At 73.4% G+C, this 16,599-nt stretch carries 17 protein-coding genes; 8 read left to right on the top strand and 9 right to left on the bottom strand.

Annotated elements, in window-relative coordinates:
- Positions 1-76 precede the first annotated feature (76 nt).
- The 3 genes from gnd to pgl are packed head-to-tail and all read left to right on the top strand — an operon-like array spanning position 77 to position 3,293.
- Positions 77-1,051: a phosphogluconate dehydrogenase (NAD(+)-dependent, decarboxylating) gene (gene gnd, locus EU555_RS10200; RefSeq protein WP_135414538.1), complete on the top strand. Its 975-nt coding sequence runs from the start codon at positions 77-79 to the stop codon at positions 1,049-1,051.
- Positions 1,048-2,580 carry a glucose-6-phosphate dehydrogenase gene (gene zwf, locus EU555_RS10195; RefSeq protein WP_135414537.1) on the top strand — a complete coding sequence of 511 codons (1,533 nt, stop codon included), beginning with the start codon at positions 1,048-1,050 and terminating at the stop codon, positions 2,578-2,580. The genes gnd and zwf overlap by 4 nt, the downstream gene beginning before the upstream one ends.
- A complete protein-coding gene (gene pgl, locus EU555_RS10190; protein ID WP_135414536.1) occupies positions 2,577-3,293 on the top strand; it encodes a 6-phosphogluconolactonase in 717 nt (238 codons plus the stop codon). The genes zwf and pgl overlap by 4 nt, the downstream gene beginning before the upstream one ends.
- A 375-nt stretch (positions 3,294-3,668) precedes the next feature.
- Here the strand turns inward: pgl and EU555_RS10180 are convergent, their stop codons facing one another.
- Together EU555_RS10180 and EU555_RS10175 are read right to left on the bottom strand one after the other, a co-directional pair.
- Positions 3,669-4,754 carry a 2'-deoxycytidine 5'-triphosphate deaminase gene (locus EU555_RS10180; protein ID WP_135414535.1) on the bottom strand — a complete coding sequence of 362 codons (1,086 nt, stop codon included), beginning with the start codon at positions 4,752-4,754 and terminating at the stop codon, positions 3,669-3,671.
- Positions 4,755-4,908: 154 nt separating this feature from the next.
- A complete protein-coding gene (locus EU555_RS10175; protein ID WP_135414534.1) occupies positions 4,909-5,406 on the bottom strand; it encodes a hypothetical protein in 498 nt (165 codons plus the stop codon).
- Between the two features lie 132 nt (positions 5,407-5,538).
- On the opposite strand from EU555_RS10175, the gene apaG reads away from it, so the two are divergent.
- Positions 5,539-5,931, top strand: coding sequence for a Co2+/Mg2+ efflux protein ApaG (apaG, locus tag EU555_RS10170; RefSeq protein ID WP_135414533.1), 393 nt, complete (start codon positions 5,539-5,541; stop codon positions 5,929-5,931).
- Between the two features lie 149 nt (positions 5,932-6,080).
- A complete protein-coding gene (gene argE / locus EU555_RS10165) occupies positions 6,081-7,265 on the top strand; it encodes an acetylornithine deacetylase (protein WP_135414532.1) in 1,185 nt (394 codons plus the stop codon).
- A gap of 44 nt (positions 7,266-7,309) precedes the next feature.
- Here argE and EU555_RS10160 read toward each other — a convergent pair whose 3' ends face one another.
- The 3 genes from EU555_RS10160 to EU555_RS10150 form a co-directional block, all read right to left on the bottom strand.
- On the bottom strand, positions 7,310-7,924 hold the full coding sequence (locus EU555_RS10160) for an alpha/beta hydrolase (protein ID WP_135414531.1): 615 nt from the start codon (positions 7,922-7,924) through the stop codon (positions 7,310-7,312).
- A 20-nt stretch (positions 7,925-7,944) separates the two neighbouring features.
- The gene (locus tag EU555_RS10155) at positions 7,945-8,709 is read right to left on the bottom strand and encodes an HpcH/HpaI aldolase family protein (RefSeq protein WP_135414530.1); all 765 of its coding nucleotides are present in this window, start codon (positions 8,707-8,709) and stop codon (positions 7,945-7,947) included.
- 276 nt (positions 8,710-8,985) lie between these two features.
- A complete protein-coding gene (locus EU555_RS10150) occupies positions 8,986-9,663 on the bottom strand; it encodes a glutathione S-transferase family protein (protein ID WP_135414529.1) in 678 nt (225 codons plus the stop codon).
- A 154-nt stretch (positions 9,664-9,817) separates the two neighbouring features.
- On the opposite strand from EU555_RS10150, the gene modB reads away from it, so the two are divergent.
- Positions 9,818-10,510: a molybdate ABC transporter permease subunit gene (gene modB / locus EU555_RS10145; RefSeq protein WP_135414628.1), complete on the top strand. Its 693-nt coding sequence runs from the start codon at positions 9,818-9,820 to the stop codon at positions 10,508-10,510.
- Between the two features lie 13 nt (positions 10,511-10,523).
- The gene (gene modC, locus EU555_RS10140; RefSeq protein ID WP_135414528.1) at positions 10,524-11,618 is read left to right on the top strand and encodes a molybdenum ABC transporter ATP-binding protein; all 1,095 of its coding nucleotides are present in this window, start codon (positions 10,524-10,526) and stop codon (positions 11,616-11,618) included.
- A 64-nt stretch (positions 11,619-11,682) separates the two neighbouring features.
- Here the strand turns inward: modC and EU555_RS10135 are convergent, their stop codons facing one another.
- From EU555_RS10135 to EU555_RS10120, 4 genes are all read right to left on the bottom strand, one after another.
- On the bottom strand, positions 11,683-12,624 hold the full coding sequence (locus tag EU555_RS10135) for a GNAT family N-acetyltransferase (RefSeq protein WP_135414527.1): 942 nt from the start codon (positions 12,622-12,624) through the stop codon (positions 11,683-11,685).
- Complete coding sequence (locus EU555_RS10130) at positions 12,621-13,466, bottom strand: class I SAM-dependent methyltransferase (RefSeq protein ID WP_135414526.1); 846 nt, start codon at positions 13,464-13,466, stop codon at positions 12,621-12,623. Before EU555_RS10130 ends, EU555_RS10135 begins: the two co-directional genes overlap by 4 nt.
- A gap of 114 nt (positions 13,467-13,580) precedes the next feature.
- Positions 13,581-14,132 (bottom strand): histidine phosphatase family protein, encoded by a 552-nt coding sequence (locus tag EU555_RS10125; RefSeq protein WP_135414525.1) that lies wholly within the window; start codon positions 14,130-14,132, stop codon positions 13,581-13,583.
- Between the two features lie 21 nt (positions 14,133-14,153).
- The gene (locus EU555_RS10120; protein WP_135414524.1) at positions 14,154-15,911 is read right to left on the bottom strand and encodes a hypothetical protein; all 1,758 of its coding nucleotides are present in this window, start codon (positions 15,909-15,911) and stop codon (positions 14,154-14,156) included.
- Between the two features lie 208 nt (positions 15,912-16,119).
- On the opposite strand from EU555_RS10120, the gene EU555_RS10115 reads away from it, so the two are divergent.
- A complete protein-coding gene (locus EU555_RS10115; RefSeq protein ID WP_135414523.1) occupies positions 16,120-16,560 on the top strand; it encodes a hypothetical protein in 441 nt (146 codons plus the stop codon).
- Positions 16,561-16,599: the final 39 nt, after the last annotated feature.

The raw sequence follows: 16,599 nt of genomic DNA, 5'->3' as shown, positions 1-16,599 counted from the left end.
GCAGTGCCAGACGATACGACGGGCTCCCCACGCCCACGGGCCGCCGGCCCCGGCTTCGCCGGCGAGGAGTGACGCGATGCAACTCGGCATGGTCGGTCTCGGTCGGATGGGCGGCAACATCGTCCGGCGGCTCCTGCGCAACGGGCACACCGCGGTGGTGTTCGACCAGGATCCCAAGGCCGTCGCGGCCCTGGTGCAGGAGGGCGCGGTCGGCGCCGACAGCCTTGAGGATTTCGTCGCCAAGCTCGAGGTCCCCCGGACCGCCTGGGTGATGCTGCCGGCGGGCGACCCGACCGAGGTGACGGTGATGGCGATCGCCGGGCTGATGCAGCCCGGCGACGTGATCATCGACGGCGGCAACTCGTTCTACAAGGACGACATCCGCCGCGCGGCCGTCCTCAACGAGAAGGGCCTGCACTACGTCGATGTCGGCACCTCCGGGGGCGTCTGGGGCCTGGAGCGCGGCTACTGCATGATGATCGGCGGCCATAAAGAAGCCGTCGACCGGCTCGACCCGATCTTCTCGACGCTCGCGCCCGGCCTCGGGGAGGTGCCGCGCACCCCGGGCCGCGAGGGCCGCGATCCCCGCGCCGAGCACGGCTACATCCATGCCGGCCCGAGCGGCGCCGGCCACTTCGTCAAGATGATCCACAACGGCATCGAGTACGGCCTGATGCAGGCCTATGCCGAGGGCTTCGACATCCTCAAGCACGCCAATTCCTCGGAATTGCCGGAGGCGCAGCGCTTCGACCTCAACATCGGCGACATCGCGGAGGTCTGGCGGCGCGGCAGCGTGGTCTCGTCCTGGCTCCTCGACCTCACGGCATCCGCGCTCGCCGGCGACGAGAACCTCGACGCCTTCTCGGGCCACGTCGCCGATTCGGGCGAGGGCCGCTGGACGCTGAACGCCGCGATCGAGGAGGCGGTGCCGGCCCACGTGCTGTCGGCCGCCCTCTACGCCCGCTTCCGCTCGCGCCAGGGCGCCACCTACGCCGACAAGCTGCTCTCGGCGATGCGCAAGGGCTTCGGCGGCCACCAGGAGCCGAAATGACGAGTTCCATGGCAGAGGGGGCCGCCCCCCCGCCCGCCTGCACCCTGGTGATCTTCGGGGCGACGGGCGACCTCACCCATCGCCTGCTGATGCCGGCGCTCTACAATCTCGGCCATTGGGGCCTGCTGCCGAAGGAGTTCTCGGTCATCGGCGTCAGCCGCTCTGAGATGTCGTCGGAAGACTTCCGGTCCGAGCTGAGCGAGACGGTGCGCGGCCACATCACCGCCAAGGGCGGCGAGGCCGGCGGCGGCACCGTCGACGAGGGCGTGTGGAACGACCTCGTCGGGCGCGTCCACTACCGCTCGGGCGACATCTCGGATGCGGGGTTCTTCGCAGCGCTGAAGGGGACGATCGCCGAGGTCTCGGGTCGTGAGAACGGCGGCAACGTCCTGTTCTACCTCGCGGTCGCCGCCGGCCTGTTCGGGCCCACCATCGCCAAGCTCGGCGAGGCCGGCCTGACCGAGAAGGGCGAGGACACCTGGCGCCGGGTCATCATCGAGAAGCCGTTCGGCCACGACCTGCCCTCGGCGGAGAAGCTCGACGCCGACATCCTGAAGGTCCTGTCCGAGGACCAGATCTTCCGCATCGACCACTTCCTCGGCAAGGAGACGGTGCAGAACATCATGGCGTTCCGGTTCGGCAACGGCCTGTTCGAGCCGCTGTGGAACCGCGACCACATCGACCACGTGCAGATCACCGTCGCCGAGACGGTCGGCGTCGAGGGGCGGGGGAAATTCTACGAGGCCACCGGCGCGCTCCGCGACATGGTGCCGAACCACCTCTTCCAGCTCTACACCCTCGTCGCCATGGAGCCGCCGATCTCGTTCGAGGCTGAGGCCGTGCGCGACAAGAAGGAGGAGGTGCTGCTCGCCACCCCCTCGGCCCGGCCCGAGGACGCGGTGCGGGGCCGCTACACCGCCGGCACCGTCCTGGCCAAGGCGGTGAAGGATTACCGCGAGGAGCCCGATGTCGCGCGGGACTCGGACACCGAGACCTTCGTGGCCCTCAAGCTCGGCATCGACAACTGGCGCTGGGCCGGGGTGCCGTTCTACCTGCGCACCGGCAAGGCGATGACCCGCCGCGACACCGAGATCGCGATCCGCTTCAAGCAGGCGCCGCTCGCGCTGTTCAAGGGCACCACCGTGCGCGAGGACGTGCCGAACTGGCTGGTGCTGCAGCTCCAGCCCGACGAGGGCATCTCGCTGCAGTTCGGCGCCAAGGTGCCGGGCCCGGCGGTGCGCCTCGGCAGCGTCGACATGCGCTTCTGCTACAAGGACTATTTCAAGACCGAGCCGAGCACCGGCTACGAGACCCTGATCTACGACGCGATGATCGGCGATCCGACGCTGTTTCAGCGCGCCGACATGATCGAGGCCGGCTGGCGCATCGTCCAGCCGATCCTCGACGCGGCGGCCGCCGGCACGCTGACGACGCTTCCCTATGAGGCCGGCAGCGCCGGGCCGAAGGAGGCGGACGACCTCCTCGCCCGCGACGGGCGCCGGTGGCGCTCGCTGGAGCGCCAGCCATGAGCGCGCCGGCTCCCCGCGAGGTCCTGCCCGACGCCGACGCGGTCGCCCGCGCCGCGGCCGAGCGGCTGGTCGAGGTCGCGGCGGCGAAAGTGGACGAGGTCGGGATCTGCCTGTCGGGCGGCTCGACCCCTAAGCTCCTCTACCGGCTCCTCGCAGGGCCGGAGTTTCGCACTTCGCTGCCCTGGGCGCGCCTGCACTGGTTCTTCGGCGACGAGCGCGTCGGCGGAGGACCGGAGGCCGGCAGCAACCGGCGCCTGGCCGAGGAGGCGTTCGGGGATCTCGTGCCCCCCGGTCACCTGCACCCGATCCCGGCGGACGGCCCACCGCAGGACGGCGCCGCGGCCTACGCGGCCGAGCTTCGGCGCTGGTACGGTACTGAGCGGCTCGACCCGGCCCGGCCGCTCTTCGACCTCGTGCTTCTCGGCCTCGGCGAAGACGGCCACACCGCCTCGCTCTTCCCGGGCAAGCCCGAGGCGCGGGAGGCCGAGGCCTGGGTGGTCGCCGTGCCGGAGGCCGGTCTCGCTCCCTTCGTGCCGCGGGTGAGCCTCACCCTGCCGGCGCTGGGCGCCACGCCGCTCGCCCTGTTCCTGGTCACCGGCGAGGCTAAGCGGGCGCCGCTCGCCCGCCTCGCTGCCGGCGAGGATCTGCCGGCGGGACGCGCGCGGGCACGGGGCGAGACGGTATGGCTGCTCGACGAGGCTGCGGCGGCCTGACGCCGCCGCTCCGGGACGCTGCCGAGGGTCGAGCGGTCGAAGGCGATCAGGGACGACAGCCGCGTGGCGTCGACCAGCGTCGAGGCGGGCGGCGCTCACCTGATCGGGCGCGTCCAGGGCCGGGCTGCCTGACGTTGTCGACAAGCGGCGAGACGACACCCGAAGCGTCCCGGGCTTCTTCCAGCCAGACACCCACCTGGTCATTCCGGAGCCGCGCCGCCGCACCCGGAATCCAGAAGCTCAGGTCTGGATGAACGAAGCAAGACGCTGTCCGCTCTGTCTTGGTCCATCCGCGTGTCTGTATTCCGGGCTCCGTTGCGCGGCACCGGAATGACATGGAGCGCGTCAATCCTGTTGAGCGGGGCAACCAGGCTCTCAGACGAAGTGCTTCGACAGCTTCAGCCCCTGCGCCTGATAGTTCGAGCCGGCGGCGCTGCCGTAGAGGGCGGCGGGCCGCTGGGCCATGCGCTCGTAGACGAGGCGGCCGACGATCTGGCCGTCCTCGAGCATGAACGGCACGTCGCGGGAGCGCACCTCCAGCACCGCCCGGGCGCCGGTGCCTCCGGCCTCGACGTGGCCGAAACCGGGATCGAAGAAGCCGGCATAGTGGACCCGGAACTCGCCGACGAGGGGATCGAACGGCACCATCTCGGCGGCGAAGTCCGGCGGCACCTGCACCGCCTCCTTCGAGGCCAGGATGTAGAACTGGCCCGGATCGAGGATCAGCGTGCCGGAGCCGTCGGCCCGCAGCGGCTCCCAGAATTCCGAGGCCGGGTAGGAGCGGGGCCGGTCGACGTCGACGAGGCCGGTATGGCGCTTGGCCCGGTAGCCGATCAGCCCGTCGAAGCCCGAGAGGTCGACAGAGACCGCCACACCGCCCTGGAACGACGGGTCGGCGGCGTCGACCAGCGGCGTCGTCGCGTGCAGGCGCGCCAGCGCGGCATCGTCGAGCCGCACCGCCCCGCGGCGGAAGCGCAGCTGCGACAGGCGCGAGCCGGTGCGCACCAGAACCGGGAAGGTGCGGGGCGAGATCTCGGCGAAGAGCGGGCCGGCATAGCCGGCCTCGACCATGTCGAATTCCCGCGCCTGGTCGGTGATGACCCGGGTGAACACGTCGATGCGCCCGGTCGAGCTTTTCGGGTTCGCGCTCGCCGCGAGGTCGGGCGGCAGGGCCAGCCCCTCCTGCAACTCGGCGATGTAGACGCAGCCGGTCTCCAGCACCGCGCCCTGGCGCAGGTCGATCTCGTGCAGCTTGAGCTTGTCGAGGCAGGCGGCGACGTCGCGGGTGCGTCCCGGCAGGAAGCTCGCCCGCACCCGCCAGGCCCGGGCGCCGAGGCGCAGGTCGAGGCTCGCGGGCTGGATCTGGTCGTCCGCGAACGGCGCCGCGGTCCGGATCACCCCGGCGGCGGCGAGCGCCGCGATGCCCTCCGCCGATTGAATCCCGTCCACGCGCTGCACCATGACCCGTCCATCCTCAACGGACTAAGCAGAGCCGCATGGCGCTGCTCTGCTTAGCTTCTTGTCTTTGCATCATTTTCTCCGCCGAACCGGTGAACCACTCCGGCGAGTCATGCCGAGTGTCGTACGCCAGGGTTTCGGCCGCGTGAAGAGCGCGTCAGGCCTCGTCCCGTGCCGCGCGCAGGACCGCGACGGCGACGCTCGCCCGGGCGAGCGCCCCCATGGCGGTGAGGCCGGCGAGCGCACTCGCGATCAGCGGCAGCCGCTCGGGCAGGAGGAGCATCGCCGCGACGGCGAGGGCGGCGATCGCGTCGGAGGCCCGTCCGCCGGCGAGGATCAGCGAGTAAAGGTCAGGGCCCGGCAAGGCGGTCCCTGTCCGGGCGGCCGCCAGGGCGGCGAGGCGCGCCACGGCGACCTCGAGGAGGAGCGCGGCCACCAACGCCCCCGCCGGCCAGCCCGGGGCCCGCCACGCGAGCGCGAACGCGAGGGCCATGCGGATCCACGGCCCCTCCCCCGCCCCGTCGCGACCCGGCGCCAGCAGCGCGAGCCCGCGCCAGGCGGCCAGCAGGACGAGGACCGCCGGATCGGCGCCGAGCGCCAGGACCACCGCCGCGGCGAGGCCCGCGGCGGCTGTGGACGAGGAAGGAAGCCTCATGGCGGGGAAGGAGCGCCTCGTGCAGGATTACCGACCGCAGATCCAAGCGATTGACGATCCGGAAGGCCGGACGTACCACGACCCCCGCCGGCCGTCGCGCTTCGCGCGCGGGCCGCCAGCGGAGGTTCCCTGATGTACAAGGCCGAGACCCGCGGCATCAGCGTGTCCGTGAAGCCTCGCTTCGTCGAGGAGGAATCCTCGCCGGACAGCGGCCGCTACTTCTTCGCCTATACGGTGGAGATCACCAACAATGGCAGCGAGCAAGTGCAGCTGCGCTCGCGCCACTGGCGCATCGTCGACGGCCGCGGCGAGATGCAGGAGGTGCGCGGGGCCGGCGTCGTCGGCAAGCAGCCGGTGCTCGGCCCGGGCGAGTCGTTCAGCTACACCAGCGGCTGCCCCCTCACGACGCCGGACGGCACGATGGAGGGCACCTACACCATGGCGACCCCGGACGGCCGCAGCTTCGAGGCGGCGATCCCGGCCTTCTCGCTCGATTCGCCGCATGTCCGCCGGGTGATGCACTGACGCGCCGCGGCATGCGTCGCATCGCGGCGCTGCGGGAGCGCCGCGACATGCGTCGCGGCGTCGGGCCCCTTGCGCCGGTGCCGCTGTCGGTCGCCGGCAGGCTGGGCTAAGGACGGCGGCGCCCCTCCCGCCGCGAGACCGCCCGCCCGATGACCCAGACCGGCCCCCGCCTTTCCCCGCTCGACCTCCTCGCCCGGCTGGTCTCCTTCGACACCGAGAGCCAGAAGTCGAACCTGCCGCTGATCGACTGGGTGGGCGAGTATCTCGACGCCTGGGGCGTGCCGTACATCCGCGCCCCAAACGCCGCCGGCGACAAGGCCGCGCTCTTCGCCACGATCGGGCCGATGCGGGACGGCGGCGTGGTGCTCTCCGGCCATACCGACGTGGTGCCGGTCGCCGGCCAGTCCTGGACCAGCGACCCCTACACCCTGCGGGTCGCCGACGGTCGCGCCTATGGCCGCGGCGCCGTCGACATGAAGGGGTTCGACGCGCTGTGCCTCGCCCTGGTGCCGGAGATGCTGGCGGCGGACCTCAAGACGCCGATCCACATCCTGCTGTCCTACGACGAGGAGCTGACCTGCCTCGGCGTCGCCGACGTGATCGCCCGATTCGGAGGCGACCTGCCGCGGCCGGGCGCGGTGATCGTCGGCGAGCCGACCGACCTCGAGGTCGCGGACGCGCACAAGAGCATCTACACCTACCGCACCACCGTCCACGGCCACGAGGCGCATTCCTCGAAGCCGGCGCTCGGCGCCAACGCCGTGATGGCGGCGGCCGAGCTGGTGGCCGGCCTCAACCGCATCGCCGACCGGATGACCGAGCGGGGCGACGCCAGCGGCCGGTTCGACCCGCCCTACACGACCGTTCACGTCGGGACGATCGGCGGCGGCACCGCCCGCAACATCCTGCCCAAGGCCTGCGAGTTCCTTTGGGAGTTCCGCGGCCTGCCGGATCTGCCCCGCGACGAGATCCCGGCCCTGTTCGCCGCCGAGGTCGAGCGGGTGACCCGCGAGCGCCTCAACCGCTTCGGCGCCTATGGCCGCGTCGAGACCGAGGAGGATGCGGCGGTGCCGGGCCTGGCGCCGGAGCCCGGCTCACCGGCCGAGCGCCTGGCCCTGCGGCTCGCCGGGCGCAACCACACCATCACGGTGCCCTACGCCACCGAGGCCGGCCGCTTCCAGGTCGCCGGGCTGCCGACCGTGGTCTGCGGCCCGGGCTCCATCGACCAGGCCCACCAGCCGGACGAGTACATCACGCTGGCGGCTCTCGAGGCCGGCGAGGCGTTTCTGCGCCAGCTGGTGCGCGACTGCGCGGCGGGGTGGAGCCCGGCCTGAGGCTTTCGCGCGCGGCTCTTGTTTCCCCGCCGGACCAGCGGTCGTCACGGCCGCCCGGTGAGCCAGGTCTTCGCCCGCACGAGGTCGGCCTGCGACAGGCCGTGGCCGGCGGGCAGGACCTCGTGGGTGACGCTGGCGCCGGCTTTCGTCAGCTGCCCGGCGAGGCGTGCGGCGTTCTCGGCGGGTACGATCGGGTCCATCCGGCCCGACAGGATCAGCACCGGCTCGCCCGAAAGGCGCGTGGGCGGCGGATCGGCGAGCGGCACCATCGCCCGCAGCAGCACCGCGCCGGCGAGCACGCCGGGATGCAGGAGCATCACGGCGGCCGCGATGTTGGCGCCGTTCGAGAAGCCGACGGCGAGCGGCGCCGCGATCCCGTAGGCCGCCCTCGCCTCGCCCACGAAGCCCGCGAGGTCGCCGGCCCGGCGCACCAGGTCGGCCTCGTCGAACACGCCCTCGGCGAGGCGGCGGAAGAAGCGCGGCGCGCCGCCCTCCAGCACCTGGCCGCGGGGCGAGAGCAGGGCCGCCCCGGGCGCCAGCGCCCGCCCGAGCGGCAGGAGGTCGCTCTCGTCGCCCCCCGTGCCGTGCAGGAGGAGGAGCGGCACCGCCGCTTCGTCGGCGGCGGGCTCGAAACGGTGCTGGAACGACAGGGCGGCCATGGGTGTCCTCCGGGGGCGGCTCAGGAGCCGAAGAGTTTCGCGACCCGCTGCGTCTCGCGGGCGAGCAGGAAGGCGTCGCCGGACACCGCCACGAAGCCGAAGCCGGCCTCGAAATCGGCCTTGGCGCCGGTCTCGCTGAAGTTGAGGAGGCCCGCCGCCTTGCCGGCAGACCGGATCCGCGGCAGCGCCGCGGCGATCGCCTCCCGCACCGGGCCGGCATTGGGCTCCCCGAGATGGCCCATGCTGGCGGCCAGGTCGTTGGGTCCGATGAACACGCCGTCGACGCCCTCGACCGCCGCGATCTCGCCCGCCGCCGCGAGCGCCTCCGGGGTCTCGACCTGGACGACGACGCAGACCTCGTCGCCGGAGCGGGCGTGGTAGTCCGGCCGCAGGCCGTAGCCGGTGGCCCGCGAGGTGCCGGCGAAGCCCCGGATGCCGTGGGGCGGGTAGCGCGTCGCGGCGACGGCCCGGCGCGCCTCCTCGGCGCTCTGCACGAACGGGAACATCAGCGAGCGGGCGCCCTGGTCGAGCAGGCGCTTGACCATCACGGGCTCGTTCCACGGCACCCGCACCACCGGCTCGGCGGTGCCGCCCTCGGCGGCCCGCAGGTGGTCGACGACGTCGAGGAGATCGTTGGGCGAGTGCTCCATGTCGATGAGCATCCAGGCGAAGCCCGCGCCGGCGGCCATCTCGGTGATGCCGGGCGAGCCGGTGGTCATCCACAATCCGGCCTGCCGCCGCCCCTCGGCGAGGCCGCGCTTGAACGGGTTGTCGAACGATCTCATGGCGTGTTCCTCCCGATGTCGGTCGCGCCTGCCCTGCCGCTTCTCGTCGACGATCCGACCCGCGGCCTCATCCTGAGGTGCCGCGCAGCGGGCTCGAAGGAGGCCTCCAGGGATCGCGAGACGTCCGGAGGCCTCCTTCGAGGCTCCCTGCGGGTGCGATCTTCGATCGCCAGCACCTCAGGATGACGCCGCGGGTCGGATTGATAGGCGCTTGAATGTGTCGAACTTACCCGGTTGGGCGAAGGGCCTTGAGCCTTCGCGGCGCAGCGAGGCCGGTCACGCCGCCGGCGTGAGGTGCTTGAACATGTGCGCCCGCGCCTCGTCATCCATCTCGGCCTTGAAGGGGAAGCGGTCCTTCAGGGCGACGGCCTTGGCGGCGGCGGGGCGGGCCGCGATGGCGTCGTGGTGGCGCTTCAGGTTCGGAAGACCGTCGAACGCGCCCTCGCCGAGGATGAAGGGCAGCATCCGGGCCCAGCCCCACACAGCCATGTCGACGATGCCGTAGGCCTCGCCCACCATCCACGCGCGGCCGGCGAGGTGCTGGTCGAGGATGCCGTAATGGCGCTTGACCTCGAACTGGTAGCGCTCATGGGCGTAGGGCACCTTCTCGGGGGCGAAATGGCGGAAATGCACCGCCTGGCCGGAGAACGGCCCGATGCCGGTCGCCACGAACATCAGCCAGGACAGGAGCGCGCCGCGCTCCGAGGCCGGCGGCAGGAAGCGGCCGGTCTTCTCGGCGAGGTAGAGCAGGATCGCGTTCGAGTCGAACACCACCGTGCCGTCGTCGACGATCACCGGTACCTTGCCGTTCGGGTTGAGCTTGAGGAAGTCCGGCGCGAACTGCTCGCCCTTGCGGGTGTCCACCGCCACCGGCTCGTAAGCGAGCCCCGCCTCCTCCAGGAAGAGCGCGACCTTGGTCGGGTTGGGCGAGCCGTTGAAGTAGAAGGTGATCAACCTGGCCTCCGGGGAAAAGCGTGGAACCGCTCCCACAGGCCTCAAATGCCGGCGCGGATCAATCCCGCCCGGCCGGAAACCAGCGTTGCCGTGCGGGGCCTGGACTCCGGGCCACGATCCGCCATCTTGCCGGTTCTGCCCGCCGCAACGAGCCCTGCCCCTGTTCCTCACCCCCGACGAGTGGAGCGCGCTCAGGCTCAGCCTGCTGGTCGCGGGCGTGGCGACGCTGGCGAGCCTGCTGCCGGGGCTCGCCGTGGCGTATCTCCTGGCACGGCGGGACTTTCGCGGCCGGGCGCTCGTCGACGGGCTGGTGCACCTGCCCCTGATCCTGCCGCCGGTGGTCACCGGCTACCTGCTGCTCCTCGCCTTCGGGCGCCGGGGCCTTTTCGGCGCGGCGCTGGCCGAGATCGGCATCGTGTTCTCGTTCCGCTGGACCGGGGCGGCGCTGGCCTGCGCGGTGATGGGGTTCCCGCTGATGGTGCGGGCGATGCGCCTGTCGTTCGAGGCGGTCGACCGAAAGCTCGAACAGGCCGCCGGCACCCTCGGCGCCTCCCCGGCCGCGGTGTTCCTGGTCGTGACGCTGCCGCTGGCGCTGCCGGGCATCCTCGCCGGCGCGGTGCTGGCCTTCGCCAAGGCGATGGGGGAGTTCGGCGCCACCATCACGTTCGTGTCGAACATCCCGGGCGAGACCCAGACCCTGCCCTCGGCGATCTACACCCTGACGCAGGTGCCGGGGGGCGAGGCGGGGGCGCTGCGCCTCGCCCTGATCTCGGTCGCCCTGTCGATGGCGGCGCTCCTCGCCTCGGAGTGGCTGGCCCGGCGGGCCCGGCGGCGGCTCGGCGCATGACCGGGCCTGTCGCATGATCGAGGTCGCGGTCCGGCACGCCCGCGGCGCCTTCGTGCTCGACGCGGCGTTCACGGCCGAAGGGCGGGTCACCGCCCTGTTCGGCCGCTCCGGCTCCGGCAAGTCGACCCTCGTCGAGGTGATCGCCGGGCTCGTGCGGCCGCAGCACGGGCGGGTGGTCGTCGACGGCGTCACCCTCCTCGACACGGGGGCGGGCGTGCGGGTGCCGGTGCACCGGCGCCAGATCGGCACAGTCTTCCAGGACGCGCGGCTCATGCCGCACCTGAGCGTACGGCAGAACCTGCTGTTCGGGCGCTTCTTCGCGCGTCACCGGCCGGGCGGCCCGAGCCTCGAGGCGGTGGCCGACCTCCTGGGGATCGCGGCGCTGCTCGAGCGGCGGCCGGCCGGGCTCTCGGGCGGCGAGCGCCAGCGGGTCGCGATCGGCCGTGCGCTGCTCGCCCGCCCGCGGCTCCTCCTGATGGACGAACCGCTCTCGGCCCTCGACGAGGGGCGCAAGGCCGAGATCCTGCCCTACGTGGCGCGCCTGCGAGACGAGGCCCGGGTGCCGATCGTCTATGTCAGCCACGCGGTCGCCGAGGTGGCGCGCCTCGCCGACACCGTGGTGGTGCTCGAGGAGGGCCGGATGACGGCCTGCGGCCCGGCCGCCGAGATCCTGCGCCGGGGCGGCCTGTTCCCGGGCCGCGAGACCGGCGAGGCCGGCGCGCTCCTGCAGCTCCGGGTCGCGGCCCACGACGACGTCTTCGGCCTCACCCGCCTCGACGGCGCCCCCGGCCGGCTGACCGTGCCGCGCCTCGCCCTGCCGGTCGGCGCGAGCGTGCGGGTCCGGGTGCGGGCCCGCGACGTGCTTGTGGCGCGCGAGACGCCCCGGGCCTTGAGCGCCCGCAACGTCCTGCCGGGCCTCGTCACCGCAATCACGCCGGGCGACGGCCCCCACGCCCGGGTCGAGATCGCCTGCGGCGATGCGAGCCTGGTCGCGCAGGTCACGCGGCTCGCGGCCCACGAGCTCGCCCTGGCGCCGGGCCTGCCGGTGCTGGCGATCGTGAAGAGCGTCGCGTTCGACGAGGAGACGATCGGGGTGGTGGAGATCTGAGCGACGGGCGCCACCGTCGCGGCCTGCGCCATCAGGACCTCGCGAACTCCGGCTGCCGTCCCGATCAGGCACGCCTCAGGATGCGGCGGATCGTGCGGCGCGGGGCGGCGCCCCAGCGGGCCTTGTAGGGCTCGTCGCCGCGCAGGAAGTGGAACTCGCCGGCGCCGCGCGACGCGGCCGCCTCGATGAGGCAGGCGAAGGCCAGCGTGCCGAAGCTCTGCCCGGGCACGCGCATGTCGACGGCGTTGATGTAGGAGTACCACCGCGCCCCGTCGGCGAGGCCGTACACGACCGCCGCGACCGCGCCCTCGTGGCGCACGACCGCCATCCGCAGAAGGCCCGCCTCCGCGAGCGCCGGCGCCGCCGCGCGGTGGAAGGCCTGCACGCGGGGATCGGCCAGCACGCCGGGCTGCCCCTCCCGCGCCCACCGGCTGGAATGGAGCGCGAACAGGGCGTCGAGCAGGCCGTCGACGCGGCCGGCCGTGACGAGCTCTTCCGTGACGCCGCCGAGGCGCTCGGCGCGATGGCGGTCGTGCACCACCTTGCGGCGCTGGCTGCGCGTCAGGCCGTCGAGGGGCGAGCCGCCCGGCGGCAGCGTCAGCACCGGGCAGATCTCCGCCTCCGTGTCGGTGGCGCTCCATCCCGCCGGCGGCGGGCCGAGGAGGGGGGAATCGGGCCGCAGGTCGGGCAGCAGAACCTCGTCGAAGGCCGCGGCCGAGCCGAGGATCGCCGTCCAGAGCGGCTCCGTCGCCGTGCCGGGCGCGACCAGGGCGTCGCAGTAATCGCTGTGGCCGGCCCCGACCGGCACGAGCCGGCGCACGCCGCCATCGTGCCAGACGAAGAGCGGCAGCGCCGCGACGAGCCGGCCCGCGGGATCGCGGATCTCTGCGTCGCGGCGGTCGCCGCCCCCGAGATGCGTCCACCAGGCGTCGAGCCAGGCCGGCGACTGGAACGGCGTCGCCCGCGTGTCGCTCCGCCACAGGGCCCAGTGCTCCTGCGGCGTCACCGGGCGCGCCTCAGGTGGAAGCTCACGGCGTCCCAGATCGCGAAGGGTTTTTCGCCGGCGCGCACCACCTCGAAGCCGCAAGCCGCCGCCAGCGAGCGCGCCTCGGCCACGTCCCGCCCCGGATCGCCCCGGTACGACCAGTTGAACACCAGGAGATCGCCGCCCGGCCGGAGCACGCGCGCCGCCTCCGCCACGACCTCCGCCACGGCCCCCGCCTCGACGGCGTAGGGCAGGCTGTCGGCCGCGACGACGACGTCGATCTCACCGTCGCCGAGGGGCCAGCGGCGCCCGTCGCTCCGCGCGAACCGGACGTTGCCGCGGCCCCGCGCCCGGCGGCACGCCTCGGCGATCATCCCCTCGGACAAATCGAGGCCGAGCACCGATTCCGCCTCCGGGCCGAGCGCGAGGGCCAGCCGGCCGATGCCGCAGCCGAGATCCAGGATCCGGCCCGTGGCGGCGGGCGACCAGGCGCGGACGATCCCGGCGAGCTCCGCCGTGGCGGCGGCGAGCTCGTCCGGATCGCCGAGGGAGTAGAAGGCGACGCCCGCCTCGGGCGCCTCCGCGGCGAGCCGGTCGAACAAGGCGGCGGTCGCCCCGAAGACGTCGTCGCCGCTCGGCCACAGGCCGGAGCGGGCCAGCCGACCAAGCCCCTCCAGCCGATCGCCGTGGCGCGCCGCCAGCCGCGCCAAAGCCGCGAGGGGCGCGGAATCGGGGTGCGCGGCCGCCTCGCGCGCGAGGTGCCCGGCATCGACGGGTCCGCCCGCGAGCAGCAGGCGCGAGAGCGCGATCTGAGGCGAGATCTCGCCCCGCCCGCACTGCTCGAGGATCGTGAGATCGGTCATGCCATCCACTCCGCGGGCCGGGGGAGATAGGCGGCGGGGATGCGGCGCACAGGGCCGATTGTTAGTGCTTGGTGATGGGTCACGGCCCCCGCCGGATCGGCCATCGCCCGCGCCTCAGGGATCGGCCGCCACCAGCCGGCCGCATTCATCCATCCGGCAGCGGATCCACTCGCCGTTGCCGAGATTGCGGCCGGTGACCGCCATGATGAACCCCCAGTGGCACACGACGAGGGTGTGGGCCCAGTCGGGGTCGGCGGCCATCCCGGCCGTGAAGGACGCGGCCCGCGCCGCGAAGACGTCGTGCGGCTCCTCGTCCTCGTGCCACCAGACCTCGTCGATGCGGCTGAGGTCGAGATGCGGCCAGGCGCGGGCGAGGTCGGTCCGGCAGGTGCCGACGTCGCAGCTCGCCGCCCGTCGCTCCCGGACGGCCGAGGTGACCAGGATCGGGAGGTTCAGGCAGGCGGCGATCGGGGTCGCCGTCTCGAGGGCGCGGGTCAGGGGCGAGCACAGGATGCGCCGCAGCCCTTTCCCGGCGAGGTCGCGGGAGGCGGCCTCGGCCTGGGCGTGCCCGAGGGGCGTCAGCGGCGCGTCGACGATGCCGGGATCGACGCCGGTGGCGTGGAAGTGGAGGTTGAACTGGCTCTGGCCGTGGCGAAGCAGGATCATGACGATCGGGGGCAGGTCGCTTCAGGGAAGGGTCGCGGCGGACAGCCGCGAGGCGAGATGCGCGCGGTAGCGGTCCGCCGCGTCGCGGAGCCGGGCCTGCTCCCCCGGGTCTGAGGCCGCGTCGCCCGCCATCGTCATCGCGCCGAGCTGGAAGGCGGTGTAGCAGATCTCCAGATAGGCGACGAAACCCGGATCGACCTCCCGGCCGGTGCGCCGCGCGACGTCCGCGGCGAGGTGCCGCCGCGCCGCGTCGTCCAGGCCAAGCTCCACCGCGGCGCCGGCGATGTCCCAGGCGACGTCCTGGCAGCCGACGAGGTCGTGGCCGGCATGGTGGTCGACGGCGTCGGTCTTGAGGAGGGTGCCGTCCCGCAGGACGAGCCATTCCCAGGCATGCAGGCGGCTGTCGGTCTCGACCGGCCGCATCCCGGCGTCAAACCGCGGCAGGGCGGCGCGCCAGCCGTCGAGGCGCCGGGCCTGCTCCGCGCCGAGGGCCTGCGCGGCGTTGTGCCGGGCCATCTCCCACAGTGCCGCCAGGGAGGCGCCCCGGCCGCGACCGGCTGGGAACGCGGTCGCCCGGTAGCCGAGATAGTGACCGACGCGCTCGACCAGGCGAACGGGATCGATGCGGCTGCGGTCGAGCGGCGTCGCGCCTTCGATCCAGCGCTCGACGAGGAAGCCGTGGCGGAATCCGGCGACCTCCGGGGTGAACCCGGCCGCGTGCAGCGCGCGGGCGCGCGCGACCTTCCGCTCCCCCTCGGCCCCGAGCCCGACGAACTTCACGAGCCAGGTGCCGCTCGCGGCGCGTGCCAGGAACTTGCGGCGCTCCTGCATCGGATGGGCGGGCGGCCAGGCACCCCGGTCGCCGTCGCGGTGGGTGCGCCAGGCGCCGCCCGATATCTCCTCGAGCGGCGCCGTCAGCGGCCCGATCAGCGGGGCGAGCCAGGCCTCCAGCCTGTGCTCGGGACGCTCGGCCCGCAGGACGAGGTCGTCGAAGGTCCGGACGAGGCGCCGGGTGCCGCCATAGAGCCGGCGGGTCTCCTCCGCCGCCGCGTGCCCCGGCTCCCCGTCATGGCTCGGAAACAGGACGACGCGGTCGGACCCGATGCCCCGCTCGCGCAGGGCCGAGAGCACCGAGGCGAAGGAGCTGCCCGAGAGCCCCGGCCCCTCGTCGGCGACCGCGATGCGGCGGTCGGGCCCGAGGCGGTCCTGCAGCGACGGCCGGAGGGGAAGCTCCCGCCGGAACGGGTGGCCGCTCGGCCGGACGGTCACCAGGTCGGCGCCGCCGAGACCGGCCGCGACCATCGCCCCGAGGGTCGTGCCGATGCTGCGGATGCCGATCACGATCGCGCCGGCATCCAGGCCGGACGCGCAGGCGGCCTCGGCGTAGCTCTCGGGATAGACGGCATAGAAGGCGAAGCCCTCGGGCAGGCGGATCTCCAGCGGCTCGGGCGTCAGCCCCGCGCAGGCGCGCTCGACCGCGGCGCGGTCGGGAACCTCTCCGGTCGCGAAGCCGCTCCGCCACGATGCCCAGACGGCACCGGCGAGCCGCACGAGCAGCCCGGTCAGGCGGTCGGTGGCACCGCCCTGCCCGTCGCGGCCTGCCTCCTCCGCATCCGCCACGCCCTGGATGAGCTCGCCGGCCGCGATCAGCGCCCCGGCGAGCGCGGCGTGGCGCGCCAGCCCGGGCCTGAGCCCGCGCGCCGCCTCGACCGCCTCCAGGAAGCGGGCGGCCTCCTCGCGAGGATCGGCCTGGCGCCGAACGTCGCCGTACACGAGCATGAGCGGTTGCGGCCTCCGCGAGAGGGAAGAAGTCGCCGACAACGCGGCGGACATGCAGCCCGGTTCCCCGGCATGGCAACCGTCCGCGAACGGCCGCTTCGAACACGCGGCGCGAAAAATTCTCGGCCTCGTGTCGAAATCGGGCTCTGCGGCGTGTCATCGTCCTGAGCAGCGCGATCGTCGCGACTGCCTGTCGTAGAGATGACGCATGACGACACTCACCCTCTTCGGACGGCCGGCCTGGCTGCTGGCCGCCGCCGGCTTCGGCCTGGCCTGGAACGCCTTCGGCATCGTCCGGTTCTGCGCGACCGCCACGTCGAGCGAGGCCGGGCTCGCCGCGATGGGCATGACCCCCGCCCAGGCCGCGCTCCATGCCGGGCTGCCGGCCTGGATGACGCTGGCCTTCGCGGCCGGTGTCGTCGGCGGATTCGCGGGCTGCGCGCTGCTCCTCGCCGGGTCGAGGAGGGCGGGACCGGTCCTGGCCGGGTCGCTGGTCGCCTATGCGGCGCTGTTTGCCGGCGACGTCGTCCACGGCGTCTTCGCCGCCTTCGGGCCTGCGCAGGTCGCCATCATCGCGGCCGCGTTGCTGATCGCCATCGGGCTCTTCTGCGCGGCGACGGTCTCCGCGCGGCGGTCGATCTACGCCTGATACGCCGCACCCTTCCCCCCGACCGACGGATCACTCCCA

Source organism: Methylobacterium nonmethylotrophicum, from assembly GCF_004745635.1.
GTDB classification, from domain to species: Bacteria; Pseudomonadota; Alphaproteobacteria; order Rhizobiales; family Beijerinckiaceae; genus Methylobacterium; species Methylobacterium nonmethylotrophicum.
The sequence above is the reverse complement of the archived record's forward strand: the minus strand, read 5'-3'. Positions and strand labels throughout refer to the sequence as shown.

Bases quoted from the DNA above. Each gene is read 5' to 3' on its own strand.
- gnd (WP_135414538.1), top strand. From the start codon at position 77: ATGCAACTCGGCATGGTCGGTCTCGGTCGGATGGGCGGCAACATCGTC.
- zwf (WP_135414537.1), top strand. From the start codon at position 1,048: ATGACGAGTTCCATGGCAGAGGGGGCCGCCCCCCCGCCCGCCTGCACC.
- pgl (WP_135414536.1), top strand. From the start codon at position 2,577: ATGAGCGCGCCGGCTCCCCGCGAGGTCCTGCCCGACGCCGACGCGGTC.
- EU555_RS10180 (WP_135414535.1), bottom strand. From the start codon at position 4,754: ATGGTGCAGCGCGTGGACGGGATTCAATCGGCGGAGGGCATCGCGGCG.
- EU555_RS10175 (WP_135414534.1), bottom strand. From the start codon at position 5,406: ATGAGGCTTCCTTCCTCGTCCACAGCCGCCGCGGGCCTCGCCGCGGCG.
- apaG (WP_135414533.1), top strand. From the start codon at position 5,539: ATGTACAAGGCCGAGACCCGCGGCATCAGCGTGTCCGTGAAGCCTCGC.
- argE (WP_135414532.1), top strand. From the start codon at position 6,081: ATGACCCAGACCGGCCCCCGCCTTTCCCCGCTCGACCTCCTCGCCCGG.
- EU555_RS10160 (WP_135414531.1), bottom strand. From the start codon at position 7,924: ATGGCCGCCCTGTCGTTCCAGCACCGTTTCGAGCCCGCCGCCGACGAA.
- EU555_RS10155 (WP_135414530.1), bottom strand. From the start codon at position 8,709: ATGAGATCGTTCGACAACCCGTTCAAGCGCGGCCTCGCCGAGGGGCGG.
- modC (WP_135414528.1), top strand. From the start codon at position 10,524: ATGATCGAGGTCGCGGTCCGGCACGCCCGCGGCGCCTTCGTGCTCGAC.
- EU555_RS10130 (WP_135414526.1), bottom strand. From the start codon at position 13,466: ATGACCGATCTCACGATCCTCGAGCAGTGCGGGCGGGGCGAGATCTCG.
- EU555_RS10125 (WP_135414525.1), bottom strand. From the start codon at position 14,132: ATGATCCTGCTTCGCCACGGCCAGAGCCAGTTCAACCTCCACTTCCAC.
- EU555_RS10120 (WP_135414524.1), bottom strand. From the start codon at position 15,911: ATGCTCGTGTACGGCGACGTTCGGCGCCAGGCCGATCCTCGCGAGGAG.
- EU555_RS10115 (WP_135414523.1), top strand. From the start codon at position 16,120: ATGACGACACTCACCCTCTTCGGACGGCCGGCCTGGCTGCTGGCCGCC.